24 protein-coding genes are annotated in these 24,431 nt (G+C 66.7%); 13 read left to right on the plus strand and 11 right to left on the minus strand.

Features of this window, described 5'->3' with window-relative positions; all coding sequences use genetic code 11:
• The first annotated feature begins 45 nt into the window (after window positions 1–45).
• Complete coding sequence (locus ACCD11_RS22995) at window positions 46–858, plus strand: phosphatase PAP2 family protein (RefSeq protein ID WP_413315568.1); 813 nt, start codon at window positions 46–48, stop codon at window positions 856–858.
• 108 nt (window positions 859–966) lie between these two features.
• Here the strand turns inward: ACCD11_RS22995 and ACCD11_RS23000 are convergent, their stop codons facing one another.
• A complete protein-coding gene (locus tag ACCD11_RS23000) occupies window positions 967–2,037 on the minus strand; it encodes an asparaginase (protein WP_007836147.1) in 1,071 nt (356 codons plus the stop codon).
• A 150-nt stretch (window positions 2,038–2,187) separates the two neighbouring features.
• Here ACCD11_RS23000 and ACCD11_RS23005 point away from each other — a divergent pair, with 150 nt between their 5' ends.
• On the plus strand, window positions 2,188–2,865 hold the full coding sequence (locus ACCD11_RS23005) for a TetR/AcrR family transcriptional regulator (protein ID WP_157609054.1): 678 nt from the start codon (window positions 2,188–2,190) through the stop codon (window positions 2,863–2,865).
• A 15-nt stretch (window positions 2,866–2,880) separates the two neighbouring features.
• On the opposite strand, the gene ACCD11_RS23010 is transcribed toward ACCD11_RS23005, so the two are convergent.
• The 6 genes from ACCD11_RS23010 to ACCD11_RS23035 form a co-directional block, all read right to left on the minus strand.
• Window positions 2,881–3,192 carry a hypothetical protein gene (locus ACCD11_RS23010; RefSeq protein ID WP_413315569.1) on the minus strand — a complete coding sequence of 104 codons (312 nt, stop codon included), beginning with the start codon at window positions 3,190–3,192 and terminating at the stop codon, window positions 2,881–2,883.
• Between the two features lie 119 nt (window positions 3,193–3,311).
• The gene (locus ACCD11_RS23015) at window positions 3,312–5,435 is read right to left on the minus strand and encodes an SdrD B-like domain-containing protein (protein WP_413315570.1); all 2,124 of its coding nucleotides are present in this window, start codon (window positions 5,433–5,435) and stop codon (window positions 3,312–3,314) included.
• Window positions 5,432–6,259: a hypothetical protein gene (locus tag ACCD11_RS23020; protein ID WP_413315571.1), complete on the minus strand. Its 828-nt coding sequence runs from the start codon at window positions 6,257–6,259 to the stop codon at window positions 5,432–5,434. The genes ACCD11_RS23015 and ACCD11_RS23020 overlap by 4 nt, the downstream gene beginning before the upstream one ends.
• Entirely contained in the window at window positions 6,256–6,720 is a 465-nt protein-coding gene (locus ACCD11_RS23025) for a hypothetical protein (RefSeq protein ID WP_413315572.1), read from the minus strand. The genes ACCD11_RS23020 and ACCD11_RS23025 overlap by 4 nt, the downstream gene beginning before the upstream one ends.
• Complete coding sequence (locus tag ACCD11_RS23030; protein ID WP_413315573.1) at window positions 6,717–7,352, minus strand: hypothetical protein; 636 nt, start codon at window positions 7,350–7,352, stop codon at window positions 6,717–6,719. The genes ACCD11_RS23025 and ACCD11_RS23030 overlap by 4 nt, the downstream gene beginning before the upstream one ends.
• 67 nt (window positions 7,353–7,419) lie before the next feature.
• On the minus strand, window positions 7,420–8,052 hold the full coding sequence (locus ACCD11_RS23035; RefSeq protein ID WP_056595936.1) for a hypothetical protein: 633 nt from the start codon (window positions 8,050–8,052) through the stop codon (window positions 7,420–7,422).
• A 416-nt stretch (window positions 8,053–8,468) separates the two neighbouring features.
• Here ACCD11_RS23035 and ACCD11_RS23040 point away from each other — a divergent pair, with 416 nt between their 5' ends.
• From ACCD11_RS23040 to ACCD11_RS23065, 6 genes are all read left to right on the plus strand, one after another.
• On the plus strand, window positions 8,469–9,740 hold the full coding sequence (locus ACCD11_RS23040) for an amidohydrolase family protein (RefSeq protein ID WP_413315574.1): 1,272 nt from the start codon (window positions 8,469–8,471) through the stop codon (window positions 9,738–9,740).
• Between the two features lie 25 nt (window positions 9,741–9,765).
• On the plus strand, window positions 9,766–10,629 hold the full coding sequence (locus ACCD11_RS23045) for a creatininase family protein (RefSeq protein ID WP_413315575.1): 864 nt from the start codon (window positions 9,766–9,768) through the stop codon (window positions 10,627–10,629).
• 71 nt (window positions 10,630–10,700) lie between these two features.
• Window positions 10,701–11,684 carry an ABC transporter substrate-binding protein gene (locus ACCD11_RS23050; protein ID WP_007836129.1) on the plus strand — a complete coding sequence of 328 codons (984 nt, stop codon included), beginning with the start codon at window positions 10,701–10,703 and terminating at the stop codon, window positions 11,682–11,684.
• 12 nt (window positions 11,685–11,696) lie between these two features.
• Window positions 11,697–12,527, plus strand: a complete 831-nt coding sequence (locus ACCD11_RS23055) for an ABC transporter ATP-binding protein (RefSeq protein WP_413315577.1) — start codon at window positions 11,697–11,699, stop codon at window positions 12,525–12,527.
• Window positions 12,524–13,333 (plus strand): ABC transporter permease, encoded by an 810-nt coding sequence (locus ACCD11_RS23060; protein WP_007836125.1) that lies wholly within the window; start codon window positions 12,524–12,526, stop codon window positions 13,331–13,333. The genes ACCD11_RS23055 and ACCD11_RS23060 overlap by 4 nt, the downstream gene beginning before the upstream one ends.
• A gap of 8 nt (window positions 13,334–13,341) precedes the next feature.
• Window positions 13,342–14,712: an FAD-binding oxidoreductase gene (locus tag ACCD11_RS23065; protein WP_413315578.1), complete on the plus strand. Its 1,371-nt coding sequence runs from the start codon at window positions 13,342–13,344 to the stop codon at window positions 14,710–14,712.
• Window positions 14,713–14,715: 3 nt separating this feature from the next.
• On the opposite strand, the gene lnt is transcribed toward ACCD11_RS23065, so the two are convergent.
• The 4 genes from lnt to ACCD11_RS23085 all read right to left on the minus strand — a co-directional run bounded on the left by lnt (window position 14,716) and on the right by ACCD11_RS23085 (window position 18,573).
• The gene (gene lnt / locus ACCD11_RS23070; RefSeq protein WP_413315580.1) at window positions 14,716–16,284 is read right to left on the minus strand and encodes an apolipoprotein N-acyltransferase; all 1,569 of its coding nucleotides are present in this window, start codon (window positions 16,282–16,284) and stop codon (window positions 14,716–14,718) included.
• Window positions 16,284–17,162: an HlyC/CorC family transporter gene (locus ACCD11_RS23075; protein ID WP_007836122.1), complete on the minus strand. Its 879-nt coding sequence runs from the start codon at window positions 17,160–17,162 to the stop codon at window positions 16,284–16,286. The genes lnt and ACCD11_RS23075 overlap by 1 nt, the downstream gene beginning before the upstream one ends.
• 99 nt (window positions 17,163–17,261) lie before the next feature.
• Window positions 17,262–17,990, minus strand: coding sequence for an N-acetyltransferase family protein (locus tag ACCD11_RS23080; RefSeq protein WP_413315581.1), 729 nt, complete (start codon window positions 17,988–17,990; stop codon window positions 17,262–17,264).
• A 109-nt stretch (window positions 17,991–18,099) separates the two neighbouring features.
• The gene (locus ACCD11_RS23085) at window positions 18,100–18,573 is read right to left on the minus strand and encodes an Lrp/AsnC family transcriptional regulator (protein WP_007836115.1); all 474 of its coding nucleotides are present in this window, start codon (window positions 18,571–18,573) and stop codon (window positions 18,100–18,102) included.
• 142 nt (window positions 18,574–18,715) lie between these two features.
• On the opposite strand from ACCD11_RS23085, the gene hppD reads away from it, so the two are divergent.
• The 5 genes from hppD to ACCD11_RS23110 all read left to right on the plus strand — a co-directional run bounded on the left by hppD (window position 18,716) and on the right by ACCD11_RS23110 (window position 24,318).
• A complete protein-coding gene (gene hppD / locus ACCD11_RS23090; protein WP_413315582.1) occupies window positions 18,716–19,843 on the plus strand; it encodes a 4-hydroxyphenylpyruvate dioxygenase in 1,128 nt (375 codons plus the stop codon).
• A gap of 31 nt (window positions 19,844–19,874) precedes the next feature.
• Entirely contained in the window at window positions 19,875–20,678 is an 804-nt protein-coding gene (locus tag ACCD11_RS23095; protein WP_413315583.1) for a transporter substrate-binding domain-containing protein, read from the plus strand.
• 19 nt (window positions 20,679–20,697) lie between these two features.
• Window positions 20,698–21,573: a phenylalanine 4-monooxygenase gene (gene phhA / locus ACCD11_RS23100; RefSeq protein ID WP_413315584.1), complete on the plus strand. Its 876-nt coding sequence runs from the start codon at window positions 20,698–20,700 to the stop codon at window positions 21,571–21,573.
• Between the two features lie 120 nt (window positions 21,574–21,693).
• Window positions 21,694–23,385, plus strand: a complete 1,692-nt coding sequence (locus ACCD11_RS23105) for an AMP-binding protein (RefSeq protein WP_413315585.1) — start codon at window positions 21,694–21,696, stop codon at window positions 23,383–23,385.
• Window positions 23,386–24,318 (plus strand): MBL fold metallo-hydrolase, encoded by a 933-nt coding sequence (locus tag ACCD11_RS23110; protein ID WP_413315586.1) that lies wholly within the window; start codon window positions 23,386–23,388, stop codon window positions 24,316–24,318.
• Window positions 24,319–24,431 lie beyond the last annotated feature (113 nt).

The raw sequence follows: 24,431 nt of genomic DNA on the forward strand, positions 1-24,431 counted from the left end.
GACACGCCGTGATTCGCCTGCGCCTGCCGTCCGCCCGCCCCGCCCATGTCCGTTGAAGATGCCGCATTGATCGCTTTGGGAGTGCGCCTCGGCGCCCAGGCCTGGCCCGGATTCCTGGTTCTTCTGGTGATGCTGACCGTGGCCGCCGGCCTCGCGGCGTGGGGCTTCGAGCACCTGCGGCGCCGGCATGCGGCGCAGCCCGAGCCGGGCGCCGGACTGCTGTTCGGCGGGCTGGCCATTGGCGCGGCGTCTGTGATCGCGCTGGCTTGGCTGTTCGCCGAAGTGGCGGAAGGCCTCGGCGACGGTCGGCCCATGGGCCTGCTGGACGAGACGATCAGCCGTGCCGTGGGCGCGCACACGCCGCCGGTCGTGAGGGAGGCGTTCTCATGGCTCACCCACATGGCCGACCCGATCGTCGCGGTGCTGGTGTGCGCCGGCGTGGCGGTGGCGCTGTGGCTTCGCGGGCACCGCGGTTTCGCGGCTGGCTGGGTCGCGGCCATCGCCGGCAACGGGGTGCTGAACCACGTGCTCAAGCTCATCTTCGAGCGCGCTCGGCCGGTGCACGACTTCGGCTTCGCGCAGGTGTCGGGCTATTCCTTTCCGAGCGGCCACAGCTCGGGCTCGATGGTGCTCTACGGCATGCTGGGCTACTTGGGGCTGCGCATGCTGCCGCCGCGCTGGCGGGTGCCGTCGGTGATGGCGGCAACGGCAGTGGTCGTCACCGTGGCCTGCAGCCGTATCTTCGTGCGGGCGCACTTTCCTAGCGACGTGCTCGCGGGGCTGTGCTCGGGCGGTGCCTGGCTGGCGATCTGCATCGCGAGCATCGAGTACGCACGGCACCATCGCGGCAAGCAATAGAGGAGCTGGCGGAGGCGGCCGCCGCCGGGCCGCCCCAAGGCGAGCCGCGCCTCCCCCTCGGGGGGTGGCGAATTACACGCCGCGAAGCGGCGTGAAAAGCCGGGGGGCTCAATACTCCCAGAAGATGCGCTGCAGTTCCTTGGTGTTGTTCGTCTTGGTCAACGCGACCATCGCCAGGATGCGCGCCTTCTGCGGACGCAAGTCGTGCGCCACCACCCAGTCGTACTTGTCGTCGGGCTGCTCGGCATTGCGGATCACGAAGCCGTCGGGCACGCGGGCGCTGCGGATCACGATCACGCCGTCGGCGCGCGCCTTCTGCAGGTTCGGCACGATGCGGTCGGCCACCGAGCCATTGCCCGTGCCGCCATGGATCAGCGCCTTGGCGCCGCTCTTGGCGATCGCGTCGATGGCCACCGACGACACGCCTTCGTAGCCCATCGCGATCTCGACCGGCGGCAGCGCGTTGATGCTGTCGATGTCGAACTCCGAGTTCATGGTGTGGCGCTTGACCGGTGCGCGGAACCAGTAGTTCCTGCCCTCGACGATCATGCCCAGCGGACCCCACTGGCTGGAGAAGGCGTTGGTCTTGATGTTGACGTTCTTGCTCACGTCGCGGCCGCTGTCGATGTTGTCGTTCATCGTCACCAGCACGCCCTTGCCCATCGCGTCCTTGCTGCCCGCCACGTTCACCGCGTTGTACAGGTTGAGCGCGCCGTCGGCCGACAGCGCCGTGCCCGGACGCATCGAGCCGACGACGATGATCGGCTTGCTGGTGTGCACCGTCAGCGTCAGGAAGTAGGCGGTTTCTTCGAGCGTGTCGGTGCCGTGCGTGATGACGATGCCGTCCACGTCGGCTTGCTTCGACAGCGCCGACACGCGCTTGGCCAGCGTCAGCAGGTTGTCGTTGGTGAGGCTTTCCGATGCGACCTGGAACACCTGTTCGCCGCGCACGTTGGCCACCTTGGAGAGCTCCGGCAGGCCGGCGATCAGCTTCTCGACGCCGACCTTGGCGGCCGCGTAGGTGGCGCTGTTGACGGCCGAGGCGCCGGCCCCGGCGATGGTGCCGCCGGTGGCGAGGATCACCACGTTGGGCAGTGCCTGCTGCGCCTGCGCGAGCGCGCTGGCCGCCAGCATTGCGGCGCCGGCCGCGAAGGCACGGAAACGGGGAGAAAGGTACATGGAGAACTCCTGTGTTGAGGTGGAATCTTTCGAGGCGGCGAGGAAGATACATGAATCGTGCCGGCATGCCCTGCGCGTTCATGCCGGCATGGCATGTGGTCATGCGCGAGGGATTACCATCGGCCGCGCGCACCGCGCCTTCCCGCCATCATGACCGCCGATCCAGCCGCCCTCCCCGTTTCGACCGCCCAGGAAATGCCCGCCCCCGACGGCCCGCTGTCGCGCGCGCGGCCCGGGCGCGAACGCATCATGGCGGCGATCCGCGCCGCGGCGGTCACCGAGTTCAGCCTGCACGGGCTGAAAGGCACCTCGACCCAGGCCATCGCAGCGCGCGCCGGCCTCACCAAGCCCCAGCTGCACTACTACATCGCCGGCAAGGAAGAGCTCTACGAAGAGCTGCTGATGCAGGTGCTGCATGCGTGGAAGGTGGTGTTCTCCTTCGAGGACGCGAGCGACCCGGCCACGGTGCTCGGCGGCTACATCCGCAAGAAGCTCGACCACGCCTTCGACAGCCCCGAGATGTCGCGCATCTTCACGCGCGAGATCCTCGACGGCGGCCGCAACCTCGACCGCTACTGGCCCAACGCACGGGCCTGGACGCAGAAGAAGATCGACGTGATCAACGGCTGGATCGCGCGCGGGCAAATGCGCCCGCTCGACGCGCGCATCCTGCTGATGCACATCTGGGCCATGACCCAGAGCTATGCCGACTACGCGATCCAGACGCGCGTGATGCTCGGCCTGCCGCCCGACGCGCCGATCGATCGCGAGCCGATCGCACGGGAACTCGTGGCCTTCGTGTTGAACGGTTGCGGCATCGAGGGCTGAGCGGACCGCCCATTTCTACAGCCCGTGAACAATCCACGCGCCCGCCGCCGGGTTGCGCAGGCTCAGCGTGTTCTCACCGAGATTGGAAAAACGGTACTCGCGCCCGCCGAGCATGATCGACTTCATGTTGGTCCAGACGCGGTATTGGTAGCCCTCGGCGGTCGGCGTGACCTGCAGCACGCGGAACACGGGCGGCACGGTCACGGTGATGCGCAACCGCGCCGTCGCGGCATTGCTCCCAGAGCCGTTGTCAGCCACGCACAGCATTGGCGCGAGCAGCAAGGCGGCCAGCGCGCCGCGCCCCGAGTGAAGCCAGCTTCCCGTCATAAGGCCCGATCCCTCGTAAGAACATGGGGGTCGGGCGCTGCATGGGCGCCCGATCTCCGGATATCGGCAGCAACGGGAGGAAATATAGGCCGGGAACGGCTTTCTTGCTTGGGTCTTTGCTAGCGGTCCTTCTGGATAGCGAAATCGGACACGGCGGTGCCGCGCACGCGGATGTCGACGCGCTGCGTGGACGAACCCGGGCTGCTCCAGGGCAGGGGCAGGGTGTCCTGGACCAGTTCGACCTCGTGGCTGCCGCCGGCCACCGACGGGAAGCTGTAGAAGCCCTGCGCATCGGTCTGGGTCACGTAGCGGCGATCGATGCGCACGGTGACGCCGCCCACACCGCCCTCGTTGGCTTCGCGCCGGCCGTTGTTGTTCTGGTCGAAGAACACGCGGCCTTCGAGCCGGCCGTCGCCGAGGCCTGGCGCGCCGCCGATGGGGGCGCTGGCCGAGCCGGCGCGGCCTTCGTAGCGCAGCACCAGCATGAACGAGCGGGTGGAAGGCACGATCAGCGTCGGCTGCAGCGTGGCGGCCGTGAGGGCCGAGACCACCGCAGGGTCGAGCGCCTCCTGTCCGCGCGACGCGGTGGCCTGGGTGATGAACGACCAGCCGCGGCCCAACGGCCAAGCCAGCCGCGCGTTGGCGCTGAGAAAGCGCGTGCTGTTGCCGCCGAGACCGTTGCTGCCGCGCAAGCTCAGGTCGAGCCTCGCACCGGCCACCAGCGGAGTCGTGCCGAGCACGCCCCAGTGCACGGTGCGCAGGCTCCCGCCCGATCGGTTCGATTGCTCGACGGCCAGCGAAGTCGAGAACGTCTGCGCCTCCCCGACGCGCCAGGCGTGGTCGATGCCGGTGCGCAGGACGCGCAGGTCGACGCCGTGGGCCGCGTCGGTACGCCATTGTGTATAGCCCCAGTCGGACTGGTGCTCCCACGTCACCTGCGCCGACTGCGCGGCGAAGGAGCCGCTGCGTGCGGCCACGTTGCCCGAGACCGCATCGCGCGAATCGAAGCGGTAGCGGCCGAACATGTTGGCGTAGAGCGAGCGGCGCTGAGTGCCGCTCACGCTGTCGCTCAGTTCGACATTGCCGCCCAGTTGCCATTGGCGGGTGGAGATGTCGCCGCGCCACGAGGCGCCGCGCAGATTGTTGGGCAGCGTGTCCGAGCCCCAGCGCAGCGAAGGCTGGAAATAGAACATCGAGGCGCTCTGCTGCAGCCAGTCGGTGCGCCAGGCCGCGTCGAGCCAGCCGCCTGTGGCCGAGTCGAAGGGCGCTTGCGAAGACGCGTCCGACGGCCGCCCCGCGCTGTGCACGAGGTTGGCCTGCACGCGCATGCCACCGATGCGGTCGCCGATACCACCGGTGCCGCTGCCGATCGTGTCGGCCCAGGGCGCGAGGCCCTGCCACGAGACTGCGCTCCACAGCGTGCGGGTATCCCGCGCGTATCCGGTCAGGCCGCTGGTGTTGACGTTGCGCGCCTCGACGAACTGCACCGCTGCGTCGGTGCGCCCCAGAGCCATGGGGCCGTCGCCGCCAGCGATCTGCGTCTGCGCGCCGACACTGGCAGCCGTACCGCGGCCGGCCGAGAAGCCTTGGAAGGCCAGCCCGTCGAAGTAGCCGAGCCGCCCGGCCGAGGCATTGAACTGCGTGCGGCCCGGCTGCTCGATGCTCACGGACGCGCCCTCGATCGGCAGGCTCGGCAGGAACACCCGGCCGATGCCGCGTGCCAGCGGCGTGCTGCCCATGTTGATGTTGCCGACCGAACTGTTGCCGAACCAGCCGCCGTCGAAGGGCATCGCGCGCTGATCGACGCGCCAGGTGCTGCCGTTGCGTGCGGTGAAGGGCACCACGCTGTACGGCGAGCCGCTGCTGCCGAACACGCCGTAGCCGTACACCGGTGCCGGGTTGCGGTTCAGGTTGAGGTTGGCGGAAAAGGCGCCGTAGTTGGGCGTGTCGAGGAAACCGGAGAAGGTCAGCGTCTGGCTCTGCGTCTTGACGGCGCTGTTGCTCTGCCGGTTGGATTGCAGCTCTGCGCTCCAGCCGCGCGGCCAGCCGGTGCTGGGTTCTTCGGCCTGCGGGGCCTCGGGCACGACGGGACCCTCTTCGAGCACGCGATCGACATACGCGGCGGCGACGGCCGGAGGCGGGTTGCCCGCCGTTGCCGGCACCTGGGCCCACGCCCCCGCGCCGGCCAGGGCGGTGCCCGCGCCGCAGAGTCCTAGCGCGGTTTGCAGGGCCCGCTTCTTCATTGACCGAAGCGTTCGTTGACTTTGAATGAGCCGCTCTTGCCCCATTCGAGCGAACCGGTCACGGTGACCGGAAAGCGCACCGTGACGGCCGCATCCGTGTCGCCAGGCCGGGTCGCGGTGAGCGCAATCTCGCGTGTCTCGCCCGGCATGACCGGCGTGGTGGCAGGCTGGAATTCGAGCCGCGCGCCGCTGGCATCGGTGCCGTTGAGGAAGCCCGCGAGCCGGCCGTGCGCCGTGCCGGTGTTGCGGATGCGCAGCACCGGCAGGTCCTTGCCGTTCACGGTCTTCACGGCAGTGCCGGCGATGTCGAGCACGGGCTGAACATCGCCGATCGCCACGTAGGCGATCACGCCGATGCGCGCGGCCATCGCCACCGGCGTGCCGGGCGCGTTGGTGTGCTCCTTGCCTTCGATCAGCACGGCGAAGCGGCACTCCACCGGCGGCGTACCGGCCGGCGGCGTGACCTCGAAACGGTAGCGATAGGGTTTGCCCGCGGCGATGCTGAGTTCGCGGCGCTCGATGGCCACCCAGGGCCGGCAGCTGCCCGGCGCCAATTCGTCGCTGAAGTCGACCGAGCCGTCGGGCTTGAGCGTCCAGTCGGCGGTCTTGAAGGTGTATTCGCCCTGTCGAGCGTCCGAGTGGCTGAGCTCGATCACGTCGCGCACGCGCTCGCCGGGCTTGCCGCTCAATTCGAAGCGGGGGGGCGAGACGGCCAGCGCGAACTGGGCCTGCGCGCCGGTGCCCACGAAGGCGGCCGAGGCGGGGAATGCCACCAGCGCCAGTACGCGCAGGAGGCGGGAAGAAAAGCCGATCGCGCGCATCATGGCGTCATCTCGATCTCGAAGTTGAATTGCAGCGACTGGGCGCGCTCGAGCGCGCGTCCGTCGGCCGTGAGATTCAGCAGGATGGTTTCCTGCAGGAAGGGTTCGCGCACCATGCCCTCGAAGACCAGCACGCGGTCGCCGCCGCGCATGGAGCCCGGCAGCAGCCGGCCCTGGGTGCGCCAGGTGGCGACCAGCCGTTCGTTCTCGGTGGGAGCCAGCAGCATGTAGATGCGGGCTTGGCGCATCATCCACTGCGACAGGTTCAGGCGCAGTGCGACGGAGACCTGTCCCTCGACGGTGTTGTCCGCAACGCGACCGGGCACGGGCTGGCGCCAGCGCATCGGCGTGACCGGCTGACCGACCACCGTGCCGGTGTCGTCGACGCGGTAGGTGGCAGCGCCGGCCTGTGCGGCGAGCAGCGCCAGCAGGGCGGCGGCGAGCGCGCGGCATGCGTTCTTCATGGGGCCGTCAACGTGTAGGTTGCGGTGCCGGTGAAGGTGCCGGACGGCACCATGCCGGGATTGGTGTAAGTGAACAGCAGGCAGCTTTCGGACCAGGTGTTCTTGGCCACGGAGACCAGCGTGAGCAGGGTGCTGCTGAACGAACCGCTCGGAATCTCCGAGTCGTACTGGCCGCTGCCGGTGCCGGTCCAGGAGATGGTGCTGAATGGAATGGTGGCGCTGCCGCTGGACAGGTTCGCCGGCGTGCTCACGGTCAGCGTCGCGCTGTTGTTGGAAGAACCGGTGGTGCGAAAGAAGCTGCCGACATAGACCTTGCCGGCCGGGGTGCAGTAGGCTGCGCCGTCGATCGGGCTGTTCATGACGGTGCTGTCGGTGTTCATCGTCTGCGCGGCGCCGCTGGTGAACAGTGCCGCCACAGGCACGGTCGCGGTCACGTTGTTCTGCGTCGAGTTGTTGCCGGCGGAGTTGGGATTGCCCTGAGCCATGTTGCCTGCGCCGACTTGCAGGTACAGCGAGCGCGATGCGGAGGCAATGCCCACCGTGTAAGCGTGCGCAGGCATCAGCGCGCCGAAGGCGGCCACGAGGCATGCCGCGAGACGGAGCTGTGCGAAGGAGGGACGGCGCAATGTCAAGGGGTTCTCCCGAGGCTGGAAAAAAGGCGGCGCCAGGCCGCCTTCTTCCCTTGGCGACGGCGCAGGATCAGGGCGAGGTGAGCGTGTAGGTCACGACGCCGTTGTTGGCCACCGTGGCACCGTACGTACCGGGCGCGTAGACGCCGGTATTGTCGTACGCGAAGGTCCACTTGCTTTCCTGGCGCACCACCGTGTTCACCGAAGTGAAGGTCGTGGCGGTCGGACCCGCGCCCGAGGTCGTGCTGAAGGCCGGGTGGGTGATGGCTGCGTTGGTGAAGCCGGTGGTCATGCCGGCGGTGAGCGGCGCCGCCGTCACGGTGATGGCGCTCCAGGGGATGGTGCTGCTGCCGTTGCTCAGCTGGCCGGTCACGCCGGATTTGAGCGACAGGTCGCCGGCATTGCCAAGCACGCGAACCGTAACCGCGCCCGCACCCAGATCACCGCCCGTGCCGGCGATGGTGCCGCCCGCGCCGACCGATGCGCCCGGCACCGTGAAGGCCAGGTTATCGACCGTGCCCACGGTGCTGAAGTTGGTACCGGTACCGACCTGCAGATACATCACGCGCGGAATCGTCACCGTGAAGTTGAGGCGCGCCGTGGCGGTCAGCGTGCCCGATGCCGCGCTCACGAAATTGGACTCTGCTTGCGCAGCGAAAGGAAGGGCGCCTGCGATGGCTGCAACCAGGAGTAGTTTTTTCAAGATGAGCTCTCGGTGAATCGAATGGTTGATAAAGAAAACGAAACTGAGGTCCAAAGTTCACATTTTTGGAAATGTGGATTTTAGTTAACAATTTATAAAAAAGGTGCGCCGATGTTACGTAAAGACTCGGGATCGCCGGCCAGTCCGTTGCGTTTTCACGAATTTCTGTGACTTCTGTTACGAAACACAACGGAGGTGAAAGCGGTTTCTGAGGCCATCGCGCAACTCGACCGCTCTAGAACCAAACCGGTGCGCCCGCACTGGCACGTCGCTTGCATTACCTGACCACTTGCTCTGATTAAGCGGTCAAACATCATGTACGTGCTCTTCGCCTGCGACCATCCGGTCGAAACCAGCTTCCATGCTGCGCCGCACCAAGAGGTGCTGAATTTGCGCGCCGCCGCGCACGAGGTGGCATGAACGCTCCCGCCCTGCTCGACAACGTGCGTCTGCCGCGCTGGCTGCTGCCGGTGAACTGGCCGCAAGGCGACGGTGTGCCTGTGCTGGCGCGCATCGCGATCGAGGCCGGGCGCGTGCAGTCGGTGCGCCCTGCGATGGGGATCGACGCCCCGGCAACGGGCTGGAATCTCGCCGGCACGCTGGCGCTGCCCGGCTTCGTCGACGCCCACACGCACCTCGACAAGGCCTTCACCCTGCCGCGCATGAAGCAGGTGCAGCCCGGCCTGCTAGGTGCCATCGACGCGATGCTGAGCGACCGTGTGCACTGGACGCCCGCCGACGTGCGCGAACGCGCCGCGCGCGGCCTGCAGTGGGCTTGGGAATGCGGCACCACACACCTGCGTACGCACGTCGACTGGTGGGAGCCCGATACCGTGCCGATGGCCTGGCCGGTGATGGCCGAGTTGGCGCAGGAATGGGCTGGCAAGCTGCGGCTGGAACAGGTGAGCCTCATCAAGCTGCCGCTGTTCGAAGACGCGGCGCAGGCGATGCGGCTCGCGAAGCAGGTCAAGGCCACCGGGCCGCACGCGCTGCTCGGCGGCTTCGTGCACTCCACCAACTGGAGCGAGAGCGCGCTGCGCAACCTGCTGGTGTCGGCGCAGGCCTGCGACCTCGACATCGACCTGCATGTCGACGAAGAGCTCAACGCCTCGGCGGTCGGCCTGCAGACCACGGCCCGCATCCTGCGCGAGATCGGCTACGAAGGCCGCGTGGTCTGCGGCCACATCTGCGCGCTCGCGGCACAGCCCGAGGCGCAGGCCTTCGCCACGCTCGATGCGGTGGCGCGCGCGCCGATCACGGTGGTGTCGCTGCCCGCCACCAACCTGCTGCTGCAGGACGCCGTCACCGGCCGCACGCCGCGCCTGCGCGGCATCACGCTGGTGAAGGAAGCACGCGAGCGCGGCATTCCGCTGCTCTTCGCCAGCGACAACGTGCAGGACCCGTTCTGCCGCGTCGGCAGCTTCGACCCCGTCGAAGCGCTGGGCACGGCCGCGCTGGTGGCGCAGCTCGACGAGCCTTTCGACGAATGGTCGCAGGCGCTGTGCCGCGGCGACTGGCTGCGGCGCGAAGCCCCGGACGCCGAACCCACGCTGGTGGGCCAGGGAGCCGACCTCGTGCTCTTCACCCAGGCCGACCGCCACGGCTGGCCCTCGCGCACCGCCGGCCGCGTGGTGCTGCGGGAAGGCCGCGTCACGCACGGCGACCCGGCGCCCTTCGTTCCCCAATAACGACTCCCTCCACAAGGACTCTTCCATGCTCCACGGCTACATCCCGCCCCACCGCTTCCTGCCCTACCTGAGCTGGACCGAAATCGCCGCGCTGCCCGACCGCGAGAACACCGTCATCGTGCTGCCCTGCGGCGCGATCGAGCAGCACGGGCCGCACCTGCCCTGCTCGGTCGACAGCGTGATCTGCTCGGGCGTGATGGGCAAGGCGCTCGAAAAGCTCCCCGCCGAGGTGCGAGCCTTCGCGCTGCCGACCATCACCTACGGCAAGTCGGAGGAGCACCTGCACTTCCCCGGCACGATGACGCTGACCGGCACCACGCTGCTTTCGACCGTGATCGAGATCGGCGAGTCGGTCTACCGCTCAGGCTTTCGCAAGCTGTTGTTCGCCAACGGCCACGGCGGCCAGCCGCAGGTGCTCGAGATGGCAGCGCGCGAACTGCGCCTGCGTCATGGCGACTTCGTGGTGGTGCCGCACGGCGTGTCGCGCCTGCCGAGCGCGGCCAGCAAGCAGGTGAGCGAGCAGGAGAAGAAGCTCGCGATGCACGCCGGCCATTCCGAGACCGCGCTGATGCTCGCGCTCGCGCCCGAGACAGTGCACATGGAGCACGCGGTCGCCAACTTTCCGCCGCCCTTCCCGATCAAGCTGCTGTCGGCCGACGGCCGCCCGGCCTGCGCCTGGACCTCCCGCGACTTCGGCCCGAGCGGCGTGATCGGCGACCCCACCACCGCCACGCGCGAACAGGGCAAAGAGATCCTCGACACGCTCTCCGACAGCTGGGCACAGGCGCTGACCGAACTGCATGCGCTGCGTTGGGTGGTGCGCGAAGAAGCCACCTGGGAGCGTGGGCACCAGCAGGGCTTCATCCAGCAGAGCTTCGAGGCCGCCTGAGCCTGTTTCTTGCAACTGCCCCTTCGCTTTTCTCGCTTCTTCAACTCCCCAGCCTTCGAGAGGTTCCCACCATGCGCTCCTTCGCACTGTCCGTCGCCGGCGCCGCCGCCATCGCTTTTCTCGCCACCGCGCCCGCGCAGGCCGAGGACAAGTTCACCTACATGACCAACTGGTACGCGCAGGCCGAGCACGGCGGCTTCTACCAGGCGCAGGCGCTGGGCATCTACAAGAAGTACGGCCTCGACGTGACCATCAAGATGGGCGGCCCGCAGGTCAACATCACGCAGATGATGGCCGCCGGCCAGGCCGACTGCATCATGGGCTCGAGCGACATCCAGATGATGCAGGTGCGCGAAGGCGGCGTGCCGGTGGTCAACGTGGCGGCCTTCTTCCAGAAGGACCCGCAGGTGCTGATCGCGCACGACGACGTCAAGAAGTTCGAGGACCTGAAGGGCAAGACGCTGCTGATCGGCGCGCAGGCCCAGCGCGGCTACTGGCCGTGGCTGAAGGCCAAGTTCGGCTTCACCGACGAGCAGACCCGCCCCTACACCTTCAACATCCAGCCCTTCGTGGCCGACAAGAACAGCGCGCAGCAGGGCTACCTGACCTCGGAGCCCTACGCCATCCAGAAGGCCGGCGTGAAGAGCACCGTGCTGATGTTCAGCGACCACGGCTTCCCGGCCTACGCGACCACCGTGTCGTGCATGGAGAAGACGGTGAAGGACCGCAGCAAGCAGGTCGCCGCCTTCGTGAAGGCCTCGGCCGAGGGTTGGAAGAGCTACCTCGCCGACCCGGCGCCCGCCAACGCCCTCATCAAGAAGGACAACCCCAACATGACCGACGATCAGCTGGCCTACAGCGTGGCCAAGCTCAAGGAGATGGGCATGGTCACCGGCGGCGACGCGGCCAAGCTCGGCATCGGCGTGATGACGGATGCGCGTGCGAAGGCCAGCTACGACTTCCTGGTGAGCGCGAAGCTGCTCGACCCCGCCAAGGTCGAACTCGCCAAGACCTACACGACCGAGTTCGTCAAGGACGCCAAGGTTCTGCCCTGAGTCTTCCGCTTCATGAATCGCATCGAACCCAACACCCTCGCGCCGCCAGCGGAGCCTGCCGTGCCCGCGGTGGAAGTGCTCTCGGCGGAGAAGACCTACCCCAACGGCACGCACGCGCTGCTGCCGGTGGACCTGTCCATCGCCGAAGGCGAATTCGTCACGCTGCTCGGTCCCTCGGGCTGCGGCAAGAGCACGCTGCTGAAGATGGTGGCAGGCATGCTCGAACCCAGCGACGGCCGGCTGCTGGTGTGGCGCAAGCCGGTGGCGCAGATCCACAGCTGCCCGCACAAGCTGTCGTTCGTGTTCCAGTCGCCCACGCTGATGCCGTGGGCGAGCGTGCAGACCAACGTGCGCCTGCCGCTGGACCTGGCCGGCGTGCCGCGCAAGGAAGCCGATGCGCGGGTGACGGAATCGCTCGCGCTGGTGGGGCTCGAAAAGTTTGCCGATGCGCTGCCGCGCGCGCTCTCGGGCGGTATGCAGATGCGCGTGTCGATCGCGCGCGGCCTCGTCACGCAGCCCGACCTGCTGCTGATGGACGAGCCCTTCGGCGCGCTCGACGAGATCACTCGCCACAAGCTCGATGCCGATCTGCTGGAGCTGTGGCGCAAGAAGAAGCTCACGGTGATCTTCGTGACGCACTCGATCCACGAGGCGGTGTTCCTGTCGAGCCGCGTGGTGATGATGGCGGCGCGGCCGGGTCGGGTGGTGGAAGAGCTCCGCATCGACGAGCCCTATCCGCGCAGCGCCGATTTCATGGTGACGCCCGAATTCGCACGCTACGCGAAGCAGCTGCAGGACAGCCTGCTGCGCGCCAGCAGTGCCGATGAGGAGACCGCGCGATGAAGAAGACAGTCAAACCTCTGCTGAGCCAGCCGCGCGTGCAGCGCGTGCTCTACCCGGTGCTGATCGGCGTGGTGCTGGTCGCGCTGTGGCAGTGGATGGTGGTGGCGATGGAGCTGCCGCCCTACCTCGTGCCCTCGCCCTACCTGATGATGCAGACGCTGGTGACCGACTGGGCGCCGCTGGGCAATGCGCTGCTGGTCACGCTGAAGATCACGGTGCTGTCGTTCCTGCTGGCCACGGTGGCGGGCGTGCTGGTCTCGTTCCTGTTCGTGCAGAGCAAGCGCATCGAGACCGCGCTCTTTCCGTACGCGGTGCTGCTGCAGGTGACGCCCATCGTGGCGGTCGCGCCGCTGATCATCATCTGGGTGAAGAACCCGGTGGCCGCCATGACGGTGTGCGCGGCGCTGGTGGCGCTGTTCCCCATCATCAGCAACACCACGCTCGGCCTGCGCAGCATCGACCCCGACCTGCAGAGCTATTTCAAGCTGAACCGCGCCACGCGCTGGCAGCAGCTGGTGCGGCTGCGCATTCCGAGCGCGCTGCCGTATTTCTTTGGCGGGCTGCGCATCTCCAGCGGCCTCGCGCTGATCGGCGCGGTGGTGGCGGAGTTCGTCGCGGGCACGGGCGGCTCCGGCGCGGGGCTGGCCTACCAGATCCTGCAGGCGGGCTTCCAGCTGAACATCCCGCGCATGTTCGCCGCGCTGCTGCTCATTTCCCTCACCGGTGTCGCGCTCTTCGTGCTGATGGCCTGGCTCACCAAGGTGGCGCTGGGCTCCTGGCATGCGAGCGAACTTTCCCAGGATTGAACTTGACCATGAATGCTCCCGTTTCCGCTATCGAGCAATTGCTGCTCGAACTGCCCGACCTCGACTGGATCAGCGATGAGAGCCGCGTGACGCGGCTGTCGCAAGACTTTTCCTGGTTCAGCCCCGTGCTCAACCGCCAGCTCAAGGACAAGCGCGCCGACGTGGTCGTGCGCCCGCGCACCGAGGAAGAGATCCGCACCGTGGTGGGCGCCTGCGCGCGCCGCGGCGTGCCGATCACCATCCGCGGCAGCGGCACCGGCAACTACGGCCAGACGACGCCGCTGGCCGGCGGCGTGGTGCTCGACATGACGGGCTACAACAGCTGCCTGTGGGTACGGCCCGGCGTGGCGCGCGCGCAGGCCGGCATTCGCCTGGGCGAGTTGGAAAAGCAGGCCAAGCCCACGGGCCAGGAGCTGCGCTGCGTGCCGTCGACCTATCGCAGCGCGACGCTGGGCGGCCTTTTCGGCGGCGGCTTCGGCGGCGTGGGCTCGATCAACTACGGGCCGCTGGGCGCACCGGGCAACGTGCTCGGCATCCGCGCGATGAGCATCGAGGCGGAGCCGCAGGTGGTCGAGCTGCGCGGCGCCGAGGCAATGCGCATGCACCACCTGTGGGGCACCAACGGACTGGTGCTGGAGCTGGAAATTGCCCTGGCACCCGCGCATCCATGGCTGGAGACGCTGGTCACTTTCGACAGCTTCGAGGGCGCACTGCACTTCGCCGACAAGCTCGCGAACGCGCCGGGCATCGTGAAGCGCGAAGTGGCGTTCTTCGCCGCGCCCATCTCGGACCACCTGGCGCAACTCGCGGCGCACCTGCCGAATGGCTGCCACACGGTGCTGTCGCTGGTGGCGGAATCGTGCGAGCCCGCGCTGCTGCAACTGGCCGAGGCGCACGGCGGCACGGTGAGCTACCGCAAGACGGCGGCCGAGGTGCAGAAGAGCAACCGCACGCTGATGGAGTTCACCTGGAACCACACGACGCTGCACGCGCTCAAGATCGATCCGACGCTGACCTACCTGCAGAGCGGCTTCGTGCCGGGCCGGCATGTCGAGCAGGTGATCGAGATGGAAAAGCTGCTGAGCGGCGAGGTGATGATGCACCTGGAGTTCATCCGCAACGTTGCGGGCCTCATGACCTGCAGCGGACTGCAGCTGGTGCGCTTCAGCACCGAGGAGCGGCTGCAGGAGATCATGCGCATCCACCGCGAGCACAACGTGCACATCAACAACCCGCATGTGAACATCGTGGAAGACGGCAAGGCCGGCGGGCCGCTGCCGCCCGAGGTCATCGCGGTGAAGAAACGCTTCGATCCGATGGGGCTGCTGAATCCCGGCAAGCTGCGCGACTGGCCGGTGAAGGGCGCACGGGTCGCCTGAGGCTCAATCGCGGCGGCGGCGGCGCAGCACAAAGGCTGCGGCCACGATGGCCATCGCCAGCAGCCACAGCGGCCACAGACCGAAAGGCGCGACCCAGCGCGCATACGGCGTGAGGCCACGCCGGCCTTCGACGCTGGCTTCGAGCACGCCGCGCGTGAGGCGCGGCAGTTCGTGCGTCACGCGGCCGTCGGCATCGATCACCACGGTCGCACCGGTATTGGTGGAGCGCACCATCGGCCGCGCGAATTCGAGCGCGCGCATGCGCGAGATCGACAGGTGTTCGTCGATGGCCACCGTGTCGCCGAACCATGCGATGTTGCTCACGTTGAGCAGGATGGTGGGGGCCGTGGCCTCGTCCGTGAAGTTCGCCCCGATCTCGTCGCCGAACAAGTCTTCGTAGCAGATGTTCGGTGCGATGCGCTGGCCCTGCCAGACGAATGGCGCCTGCGCGAGCCCGCCGCGTGCGAAGTCGCCGAGCGGGATGTTCATCATCTGGATGAACCAGCGGAAGCCCGGGGGAATGAATTCGCCGAAGGGCACCAGGTGGTGCTTGCTGTAGACGTAGGGCCGCGCGGCGCCAGGCTGGAAGCCGAGCACTGCATTGCTGTACGTGCCCTGCCCTCCCATCGGCAGGCCGACGATGGCGGCCTGCGTGCCCTGGCTGTAGCGCGCCTCGATCATTTCGAGATAGCCGGCCGGCAACTGCTGCGGCAGGAGCGGCAAGGCAGTCTCGGGCGTCACGACGAGCGATGCCTTGGCGTCGCGCAATTGCTCGCCGTACCAGCGCAGCGCGGTTTCGATGCCGCCGCCGGGAATGAATTTCTCGTCCTGCGGGATGTTGCCTTGCAGGAGCGCGAGCTGAAGATTGCCGGCCGAGCCCTTGATGCCTTGTACGTCACTGCGCAGCGGCGCAACCAGTTGCGGCGCGGCGAACACGAGCGCGATCAGCACCAGGCCTTGCACGAGCTCGGCGACGCGCGGCGGCCGATGCAGCACGACCAGCGCAACGACCAGCGCCGCTGCGGCACCGATGCCGTAGACACCGACCCACGGCGCCAGCGCGGCCAGCGGACCTTCGACATGCGCATAGCCGCCGGCGCCCCACGGGAAACCCGTGAACCAGCTGCCGCGCACGAGCTCGGCCAGCGTCCACAGCGCCGCGAAGACGAGCGCGCCTGTCACCCGCCCCTGCGGTCCGCGAACAACGAACCACGCAGCCGCGACCGCGTAGTACAGCCCGAGCGCCGCGGCCAGTGCCAGCACGGCGATGGCCGCGAGCGGCGCCGGCAGCCCGCCATAGGTGTGCATCGAAATGAAGAGCCACCAGAAGCTGCCGGTGAGCCAGGCGGTCGAGAACAGCCAGCCATGCAGGCCGGCGCGACGCCAGCCCGCGCCCTGCGCGCGCAGGCCGTCGAGCAGCCACACGAACGCACCGAGCGACAGCAGCTGCAGCCACCACAGCGGCTTGCCGCCCACGGGCGAGGCCATCGAAAGCGCCTGCGCGAGCCCGGTGGCACCGAAGCCGAGCAGGCGGAACAGGTTGGCGGAAGGAGAAGCCGGCGCGCCGCGCATCAGTCGGCCGCGTCGCCGCCGCGGGCCGGGGACACCTTGAACCAGCGCACCGCGCCGCCCTTGGTGTGCAGCACCACGAAGTCGAAGCCGCCGATGGCGTGGTGCTCGCCGCGCTTGGGCACGTGGCCCATCTCGTGCGCGATCAGGCCGCCGATGGTGTCGAAGTCTTCGCTCAGCTGTTCTTCGTCGAACACGATGCCGAAGGCCTCGGCCACGCGCTCGATGGGCGTGTCGCCCGAGACGCGGTAGGTGTGGTCGGCCAGGCCGAAGATGTCGCCTTCGTCCTCGGCGATGTCGAACTCGTCCTCGATCTCGCCGACGATCTGCTCGAGCACGTCCTCGATGGTGATGAGGCCGGCCACGCGGCCGAACTCGTCGATCACGATCGCCAGGTGGTTGCGGTTGCCGCGGAACTCGCGCAGCAGGTCGTTCAGGCCCTTGCTCTCGGGCACGAAGGTGGCCGGGCGCAGCAATGCGCGGATGTTGAGGCCCGGCGCGCGCTGCAGCTTGAGCAGATCCTTCGCGAGCAGGATGCCGATGATGTTTTCTTTTTCGCCCTCGTACACCGGGAAGCGCGAGTGCGCGGTGTCGATGATGAGGTGCAGCAGCGCGTCGAACGGTGCGTCGATGTTCACCAGGTCCATGCGCGGCGCGGCAACCATCACGTCGCCCGCGGTCATGTCGGCCATGCGCAGCACGCCTTCGAGCATCACGCGCGATTCGGCACCGATCACCTCGTTGTCCTCGGCATCGGCCAGGGTTTCGATCAGCTCGTCGCGCGAGTCGGGACCGGGGTGGATGAATTCGGCGAGCTTCTGGAGAAAGCCGCGCTTGTCTTCCCGTTCGACGGGAGCGCGTTCAGGGTGAGGGTCGGCCACTGCGGGAGGGCTTAGTTGAGGAAAGGCAAGGATACCGGATTGCGTGTGACACGCTCTACCGCATGACCCCCCGCCAGCCGTTGGGCCCGCCGCCAGGCCTCAGGGGGCGGACTTCTTGCGGGCATCACGCATGCCGCTGCGCACTTCCTGCACGCTCACCAGGAAGGCCCAGAACTGCTTGGCACGGCTCTTGAGCGCGAAGTCGACCGCGGCGTAGTGCTCCAGGGCGATCTCGCTCATGCGGCTGTCGAAGGTGGCGCTGGGCAGTTCGAGGTGGGCCTCGGCCTCCGAGCCGCTGCGCACCACCGTCGCGCCGGCGTTGCGGGCGATTTTCAGCATGGCGGCGTTTTCGCTGAGCGCATGGATGAAGAGCATGCCCACGCCTTCGTTGCGGGCCACGACCACGGCGCGCTCGAACAGGCGGGCGCCGTAGCCCCGGCCGCGAGCATGCGCCGAGACCGACACGCCGAATTCGGCGCAGTCGCTGTGCTGGTCGCCGGGCGCGAAGGCCAGGTGCGCCATCGCGATCAGGTCGAGGCGGCGGTTGTAGATGCCGAAGAGTTCATCGCGCTCGAAGTCGAGACCGTCGACGTAGCTCTGGACCTGCTCGTCGCCCGCCGCATAGCCGAAGCGCAAATAGCGGTCGTGCGGGGAGAGTTCGAGCAGGTGGCGAGCGATGCGCTCGCGTTCGCGCGGGCCGATCGAGCGGATCGGCACCATGACGGGTTGAGGCGCGCTGACTGCGCGTGGTTGCGCCTCAACCATCGGCGCTTTCAGGAAAGAGCCGAGGCCGAGAGACGCTTTGAGAAGGGTCTTGGCGGTAAGCATGGCTCGAATGTAAGGGTTTTCCCTTAAACAACAAGTCCACAGGGTCAATCACGGGACACATTTGTGTCCTAGTACCAAGCTGCGTGGCGCTGGCGCAACCGCAATGTGGCTAAACCGGCACAGCTGTGGTGGCCTTGACACGGTCGAGCACGAAGCTGGTCTTGCAGTCCTCCACGCTCGGATGCTTCAGCAGTGTGTCCATGATGAAGCGGCTGTAGTGGGCCATGTCGGCCACGACCACCCGCAACAGGTAGTCCATGTCGCCGGTGAGAGCCGCGCATTCGACCACCTCGGGCCATGTCTGCACGCTTGCGCGGAACAGGTCCATCGGGTTGCGCTTGTGGCTCTCGGTGTGCTTTTCGAGTCGCACATTGAGATAAGCGGTCAGCCCCAGGCCGATGGCTTCGGGCTGGACCAGCGCGACGTAGCGGTCGATCACCTTGTGCTCTTCGAGCCGCTTGACCCGCCGCAGCACGGCGCTGGGCGACAGGCTGACCTGCTCCGCGATCTGGTCGTAGGTGGCACGCCCATCTGCTTGCAGCGTGCGCAAAATCAGCCTATCGATCTTGTCCAGTGCTTCCATATCGCCATTCTTGCAGTTTTATTGCGCAATGGCCATCCCGAGCGCCCGGAAACGCAGAAAACCTGAGAGGCATCCGCCCTACATTGCATGACCGGCCGATTTCGCGCCTTATTCATCCAGCCCCACCTACCGGAGACCGCACATGAGCCATGCCGACGCACCCGCCTTCACGCCCTGGGAGAACCCCATGGGCACCGACGGCTTCGAATTCATCGAGTACGCGGCACCCGATCCGGCCGCCATGGGCAAGGTGTTCGAGCGCATGGGCTTCAAGGCGGTGGCGAAGCACCGCCACAAGAACGTGCTGCTGTACCGCCAGGGCACCATCAACTTCATTCTGAACGCGGAGCCCGATTCCTTCGCGCAGAAGTTCGCGCGCGAACATGGCCCGAGCGTCTGCGCCATCGCCTTCCGCGTGCAGGACGCCAAGCAAGCCTACGAGCGCGCCACATCACTCGGCGCATGGGGCTTCGCCGACAAGGCCGGCCCCGGAGAGCTGAACATCCCAGCCATCAAGGGCATCGGCGACAGCCTGATCTACCTGGTGGACCGCTGGCCCGGCAAGAATGGGGCGAAGCCCGGCGACATCGGCAACATCGGCTTCTACGACGTGGACTTCGAGGCGCTGCCGGGCGTGTCGTCGCAAGACGCGCTGGCGCGCAAGGGCAACGGCCTGACCTACATCGACCACCTGACGCACAACGTGTACCGCGGCCGCATGGACGTATGGGCCAACTTCTACGAGAAGCTCTTCAACTTCCGCGAGGTGAAGTACTTCGACATCGAAGGCCAGGTGACGGGTGTGAAGAGCAAGGCCATGACCAGCCCCTGCGGCAAGATCCGCATCCCGATCAACGAAGAAGGCAAGGAACAGGCCGGCCAGATCCAGGAGTACCTGGACATGTACAAGGGCGAGGGCATCCAGCACATCGCCATGGGTTCGGACAACCTGTACGAAAGCGTCGACGCGCTGCGCGCCAACGGCGTGACGCTGCTGGACACCATCGACACGTACTACGAGCTGATCGACAAGCGTATTCCCGGGCACGGCGAAAGCGTGGCCGAACTGAAGAAGCGCAAGATCCTGATCGACGGCAAGAAGGACGCGCTGCTGCTGCAGATTTTCAGCGAGAACCAGCTGGGCCCGATCTTCTTCGAGTTCATCCAGCGCAAGGGCGACGACGGTTTCGGCAACGGCAACTTCAAGGCGCTGTTCGAGAGCATCGAGCTCGACCAGATGCGCCGCGGCGTGCTGAGCGCCGCAAAATAAGGGCTTCTTTCTTATTGCCCAGGAGCCCGGTATGCGCAGTTGCATGTCTTCGATCGGTTTGACCTTCATCGCGGCGGCAGCCGCCGTTCTCTCGGGTTGCGCCATGGCGCCGGCGAGCACGCCGGCGGCCGGCTCGCACCTCGATGCCGTGCAGAAGGCGGCGGTGCTGCGCATCTGCACGCCGGGCGACTACAAGCCCTTCAGCTTCCAGAAGGCTGACGGCGCCTTCGAGGGCATCGACGTCGACCTGATGACGGGCTTCAGCGCCAGCCTCGGCGCGAAGCCCGAGTGGGTCAAGACCACCTGGGCCAACCTGCTGCCCGACCTGAACGCCGGCAAGTGCGACATCGCCGTGGGCGGCGTGTCGGTCACCACCGACCGGCAGAAGCGGGCCTTCTTCAGCACGCCCTACATGGTCAACGGCAAGACGCCCATCGCGCGCTGCGCCGACGTGGCCAAGTACCAGAGCGTGGCCGCCATCGACAAGCCTTCGGTGCGCGTCATCTTCAACCCGGGCGGCAGCAACGAGCGCTTCGCCCGGGCCAATTTCAAGCAGGCCAAGCTCACGCTGCACGGCGAGAACGTGACGATCTTCGACGAGATCCTCGCCAACCGCGCGGACGTGTTCGTGACCGAAGCGGCCGAGGCCATCACGCAGCAGAAGCTCAAGCCGGGCCTGTGTGCGGTCAATCCCGACAAACCGCTGCAGTACGGCGAAATGGCCTGGATGCTCCCGCGCGACGACGTTGCCTTCAAGTCATACGTCGACCAGTGGCTGCATCTGCAGCAGGCCGGCGGCGACTTCCAGCGCACGATGGACCGCTGGCTCAAGTAACTCTCAAGAATCGTTTCTCATGGACACTCCTGCCGCCGCCGTTGTCACCCCCGCCGTCTACGGCGCTTCCGACCGCCCGCCTCGGGGCGACTATTCGCGCGGCGGCAAGGTGATGGCCGACTACACCTGCCCGCAGGACTGGGCCAGCTACACGCCGGCCGACCACGACACCTATCGCCGGCTCTACGAGCGCCAGGCCGCGCAGTTGCCGGGGCTGGCCTGCGACGCCTTCATCGAGTCGCTGCCATCGCTCGGCGTGAAGGACCGCATTCCGCGCTTCGAGGAGCTCAACGAGCGGCTGCATCGCGCGACCGGTTGGGAGATCGTCGCGGTGCCGGGGCTGATTCCGGAGCTGCCGTTCTTCACGCTGCTGGCGAACCGCAAGTTCCCGGTGACCGACTGGATCCGCAAGCCAGAGGAGTTCGACTACATCGTCGAGCCCGACGTGTTCCATGACCTGTTCGGCCACGTGCCGATGCTGTTCGACCCGACCTTCGCCGACTACGTGCAGCGCTACGGCGCGGGCGGCATCAAGGCGCACGAACTGGGCGCCGGCGAGAAGCTCGCGCGGCTTTATTGGTACACGGTGGAGTTCGGGCTGATCCGCCAGCCGGACGGCCTGCGCGCTTACGGCGCCGGCATTCTGAGCTCGGTGGGCGAACTGAAGCACGCGGTGCTCAGCGATGAGCCGCACCGGCTGCCGCTGGACCTGCTGCGCACCATGCGCACACGCTACAAGATCGACACCTACCAGGCTAACTACTTCGTGATCGACAGCTTTGCGCATCTGTTCGACCTTACGGCGCCCGACTTCACGGCGCTGTACGAATCGCTGAAGGTTGCGACCGACATCGAGGCCGGGGTGCTGCTGCCGGGCGAATCGGGCAAGGCCTGAATTTCTGAGGGCTGCGCCGCGCAGCTATCGCGCGCGCGACAGCGCACGCCCGCTCCCTAGGACAAGCCCGCTGGCGGCGAAGGCGCACTGCCTCCCACAATCCGCGCCAAAGGAGCTTGCATGCAGACATCCGCGCGACAGAACTATCCGGCCGGCGTACCGCACGAGATTCATCCCGAGCAGTACCGTTCCTTGCCTCACATGTTCGACGAGGCCTTTGGCCGCTACGCCGACAGGCCGTTCTCGGTCTGCATGGAGCGCTGGATGTCCTATGGCGAACTCGACACGCTGTCGAAGGCGCTGGGCGCCTGGCTGCAATCGCTCGGACTGGAGCCGGGTGCGCGCGTGGCCATCATGCTGCCCAATATTCCGCAGTTTGCGGTCACCATGTGCGGCGTGCTGCGCGCGGGCTATACGTGCGTCAACGTCAATCCGCTGTACACCGCGCGGGAGCTGGAACACCAGCTGAAGGACTCTGGCGCGACGGCGATCGTCATCCTCGAGAACTTCGCGGCAACGCTCGAGAAGGTGATCGAGCGCACGCCCGTGAAGCATGTGGTCGTGACGGCGATGGGCGATCTGCTGGGCGGGCTGTATGGCGCATGGATCACGATGGCAGTGCGTCATCTGGCGAAGATCGTGCCGGCGTACAAGCTGCCTCTGAGCGATGGACGCACGGTCACTCCGTTCACTCAGGCGATCTCGGAGGGCCGAGGCCGCATGCTGGGGCCCGACCGGAGCACGCTCGATTCGATCGCGTTCCTGCAGTACACGGGGGGGACGACCGGCCTGTCGAAGGGCGCGGTGCTGACCCATCGCAACATCGTTGCGGCCACTCTGCAGGCGGAGGCCTGGTTCACACCTGCGCTGTCGCGCGCGGGCGATCTGGCGAAGGTCAACAGCATCGCGGCGCTGCCGCTGTATCACATCTTTGCGCTGACGCTGTGCTTGCTGGTGATCCGCCAGGGCTCGCACATGACGCTGATCCCGAACCCGCGCGACTTCAACAAGTTCATCGCGGTACTGAAGAAGCGGCCATTCCACATGCTGCCGGCAGTGAACACGCTGTTCAATGCACTGCTGATACACCCGGAGTTCAAGTCGATCGATTTCTCCACGCTGTTCGTGTCGCAGGCGGGAGGCATGGCGGCATCGGAAGGTACCGCGCGCAAGTGGTTCGAGGCCACGGGCTGCCCGATGATCGAAGGCTGGGGGATGAGCGAAACCTGCGCCATCGGGACCAACAACCCGGTGTCGAATACCGAGTTCACCGGGACGATCGGCTTGCCTTTGCCAAGCATCGAGATCGCAATCAAGGACGATGACGGCAATTCGCTGCCGGCAGGCCAGCCGGGTGAGCTTTGCATCAAGGGACCGAACGTGATGGCGGGCTACTACAACCAGCCCGCCGAGACGGCGGCGGCCTTCACCGCCGATGGCTTCATGCGCACCGGCGATATTGCGGTGATGCAGGAAGACGGCTACAGCCGCATCGTCGACCGCAAGAAGGACATGATTCTGGTGAGCGGCTTCAACGTGTTCCCCAACGAACTCGAGAACGTGATTTCCCTGTGCCCAGGGGTCGTGGAATGCGCGGCGGTGGGCGTCCCGGACGAGAAGCAGGGCGAGGCCATCAAGGTCTTCGTCGTCCGCAGGGACCCGGCGCTGACTGAAGACGCAGTGCTGCAGTACTGCCACTCGCAGCTCACGGGCTACAAGCGGCCGAAGCACATCGAATTCAGGGAATCGCTGCCGAAGACCAACGTGGGAAAGATCTTGCGCCGCGAACTGCGCACCAGTGCGGGCGCCTGAATGAGCCATTCGTCGGCGAGTGCCGGGCTGCCAGCGAATGTCGTGGTATTCGAGCGGGGTTGGCTGTCTTCGAACAATGTTCTGTTCATCGGCAGCGAAGAAACCGCGGTGGTCGACACGGGGTATGCAACGCATGCTGAACAGACGCTGGCGCTGGTCGAGTCGGTGCTGGGGGAACGGCCACTCGATCTCATCCTGAATACGCATCTCCACAGCGACCATTGCGGTGGGAATGCCGCATTGCAAGAACGCCATCCGTTGGCTCGTACGGAAATCCCGCCCGGCGAAGCTGGCTTGGTGGAACGCTGGGATCAAAGGGGCCTGAGTTTCTTGGCGACGGGGCAGACGTGCCGCAGGTTCCGTTTTACGGGGCTGCTGCGGCCCGGGACGGAACGCATGCTCGGCGATCGGTCGTGGCAAGTGCATGCGGCGCCTGGCCACGATCCCCATTCGATCATTCTGTTCGACGCAGCGTCACGGACACTGATTTCGGCGGATGCCCTGTGGGAGAACGGATTTGGTATCGCTTTCCCCGAACTGTCCGGTGAGCCGTCGTTCGAAGACGTAGGCGCCACGTTGGATCTGATCGAAACGCTTGCTCCCCGGCAAGTGATTCCAGGGCATGGCGCTGTATTCGACGATGTCGGCAAAGCTCTGTCCGTAGCGCGTCGCCGGCTCGACGGTTTGCAGCGCGATCCGGTGAAGCATGCACGTCACGCCATCAAGGTACTGATGAAATTCAAGCTGCTGGAGGTGCAGTCGATCTCTTTTGCGGATTGGCAGGCGTGGCTGCGAGGCGCTGCATACATCGACGTGATCCGATCACGCTTTTTCAGCGCGATTGAATTGGATCAATTGGCGGGGGACATCCTGGCGGAGCTGGTTGCGGCCGGCGCGGCAGAGATGAGCACATTTGGCGTCCGCAATATCTAGCACGCTCTTTATTCGTCTTCCAGCCCCTAAAAAGCAAAAAAACCCCAGTCAGATCACTGACTGGGGTTTTTTGGGCTGTAAGAGCCTGACGATGACCTACTTTCACACGGGAA

Origin of the sequence: Variovorax sp. Varisp36 (genome assembly GCF_047304235.1) — a bacterium.
Lineage (GTDB): Bacteria > Pseudomonadota > Gammaproteobacteria > Burkholderiales > Burkholderiaceae_C > Variovorax.

Excerpts from the sequence above, each read along its gene's own strand:
- ACCD11_RS22995 (WP_413315568.1), top strand. The coding sequence starts at position 46 with ATGTCCGTTGAAGATGCCGCATTGATCGCTTTGGGAGTGCGCCTCGGC.
- ACCD11_RS23050 (WP_007836129.1), top strand. The coding sequence starts at position 10,701 with ATGCGCTCCTTCGCACTGTCCGTCGCCGGCGCCGCCGCCATCGCTTTT.
- ACCD11_RS23015 (WP_413315570.1), bottom strand. The coding sequence starts at position 5,435 with ATGAAGAAGCGGGCCCTGCAAACCGCGCTAGGACTCTGCGGCGCGGGC.
- ACCD11_RS23110 (WP_413315586.1), top strand. The coding sequence starts at position 23,386 with ATGAGCCATTCGTCGGCGAGTGCCGGGCTGCCAGCGAATGTCGTGGTA.
- ACCD11_RS23055 (WP_413315577.1), top strand. The coding sequence starts at position 11,697 with ATGAATCGCATCGAACCCAACACCCTCGCGCCGCCAGCGGAGCCTGCC.
- lnt (WP_413315580.1), bottom strand. The coding sequence starts at position 16,284 with ATGCGCGGCGCGCCGGCTTCTCCTTCCGCCAACCTGTTCCGCCTGCTC.
- ACCD11_RS23085 (WP_007836115.1), bottom strand. The coding sequence starts at position 18,573 with ATGGAAGCACTGGACAAGATCGATAGGCTGATTTTGCGCACGCTGCAA.
- ACCD11_RS23020 (WP_413315571.1), bottom strand. The coding sequence starts at position 6,259 with ATGATGCGCGCGATCGGCTTTTCTTCCCGCCTCCTGCGCGTACTGGCG.
- ACCD11_RS23095 (WP_413315583.1), top strand. The coding sequence starts at position 19,875 with ATGCGCAGTTGCATGTCTTCGATCGGTTTGACCTTCATCGCGGCGGCA.
- ACCD11_RS23065 (WP_413315578.1), top strand. The coding sequence starts at position 13,342 with ATGAATGCTCCCGTTTCCGCTATCGAGCAATTGCTGCTCGAACTGCCC.
- ACCD11_RS23040 (WP_413315574.1), top strand. The coding sequence starts at position 8,469 with ATGAACGCTCCCGCCCTGCTCGACAACGTGCGTCTGCCGCGCTGGCTG.
- ACCD11_RS23025 (WP_413315572.1), bottom strand. The coding sequence starts at position 6,720 with ATGAAGAACGCATGCCGCGCGCTCGCCGCCGCCCTGCTGGCGCTGCTC.
- ACCD11_RS23000 (WP_007836147.1), bottom strand. The coding sequence starts at position 2,037 with ATGTACCTTTCTCCCCGTTTCCGTGCCTTCGCGGCCGGCGCCGCAATG.
- ACCD11_RS23005 (WP_157609054.1), top strand. The coding sequence starts at position 2,188 with ATGACCGCCGATCCAGCCGCCCTCCCCGTTTCGACCGCCCAGGAAATG.
- ACCD11_RS23045 (WP_413315575.1), top strand. The coding sequence starts at position 9,766 with ATGCTCCACGGCTACATCCCGCCCCACCGCTTCCTGCCCTACCTGAGC.
- ACCD11_RS23010 (WP_413315569.1), bottom strand. The coding sequence starts at position 3,192 with ATGACGGGAAGCTGGCTTCACTCGGGGCGCGGCGCGCTGGCCGCCTTG.
- phhA (WP_413315584.1), top strand. The coding sequence starts at position 20,698 with ATGGACACTCCTGCCGCCGCCGTTGTCACCCCCGCCGTCTACGGCGCT.
- ACCD11_RS23105 (WP_413315585.1), top strand. The coding sequence starts at position 21,694 with ATGCAGACATCCGCGCGACAGAACTATCCGGCCGGCGTACCGCACGAG.
- ACCD11_RS23080 (WP_413315581.1), bottom strand. The coding sequence starts at position 17,990 with ATGCTTACCGCCAAGACCCTTCTCAAAGCGTCTCTCGGCCTCGGCTCT.
- hppD (WP_413315582.1), top strand. The coding sequence starts at position 18,716 with ATGAGCCATGCCGACGCACCCGCCTTCACGCCCTGGGAGAACCCCATG.
- ACCD11_RS23060 (WP_007836125.1), top strand. The coding sequence starts at position 12,524 with ATGAAGAAGACAGTCAAACCTCTGCTGAGCCAGCCGCGCGTGCAGCGC.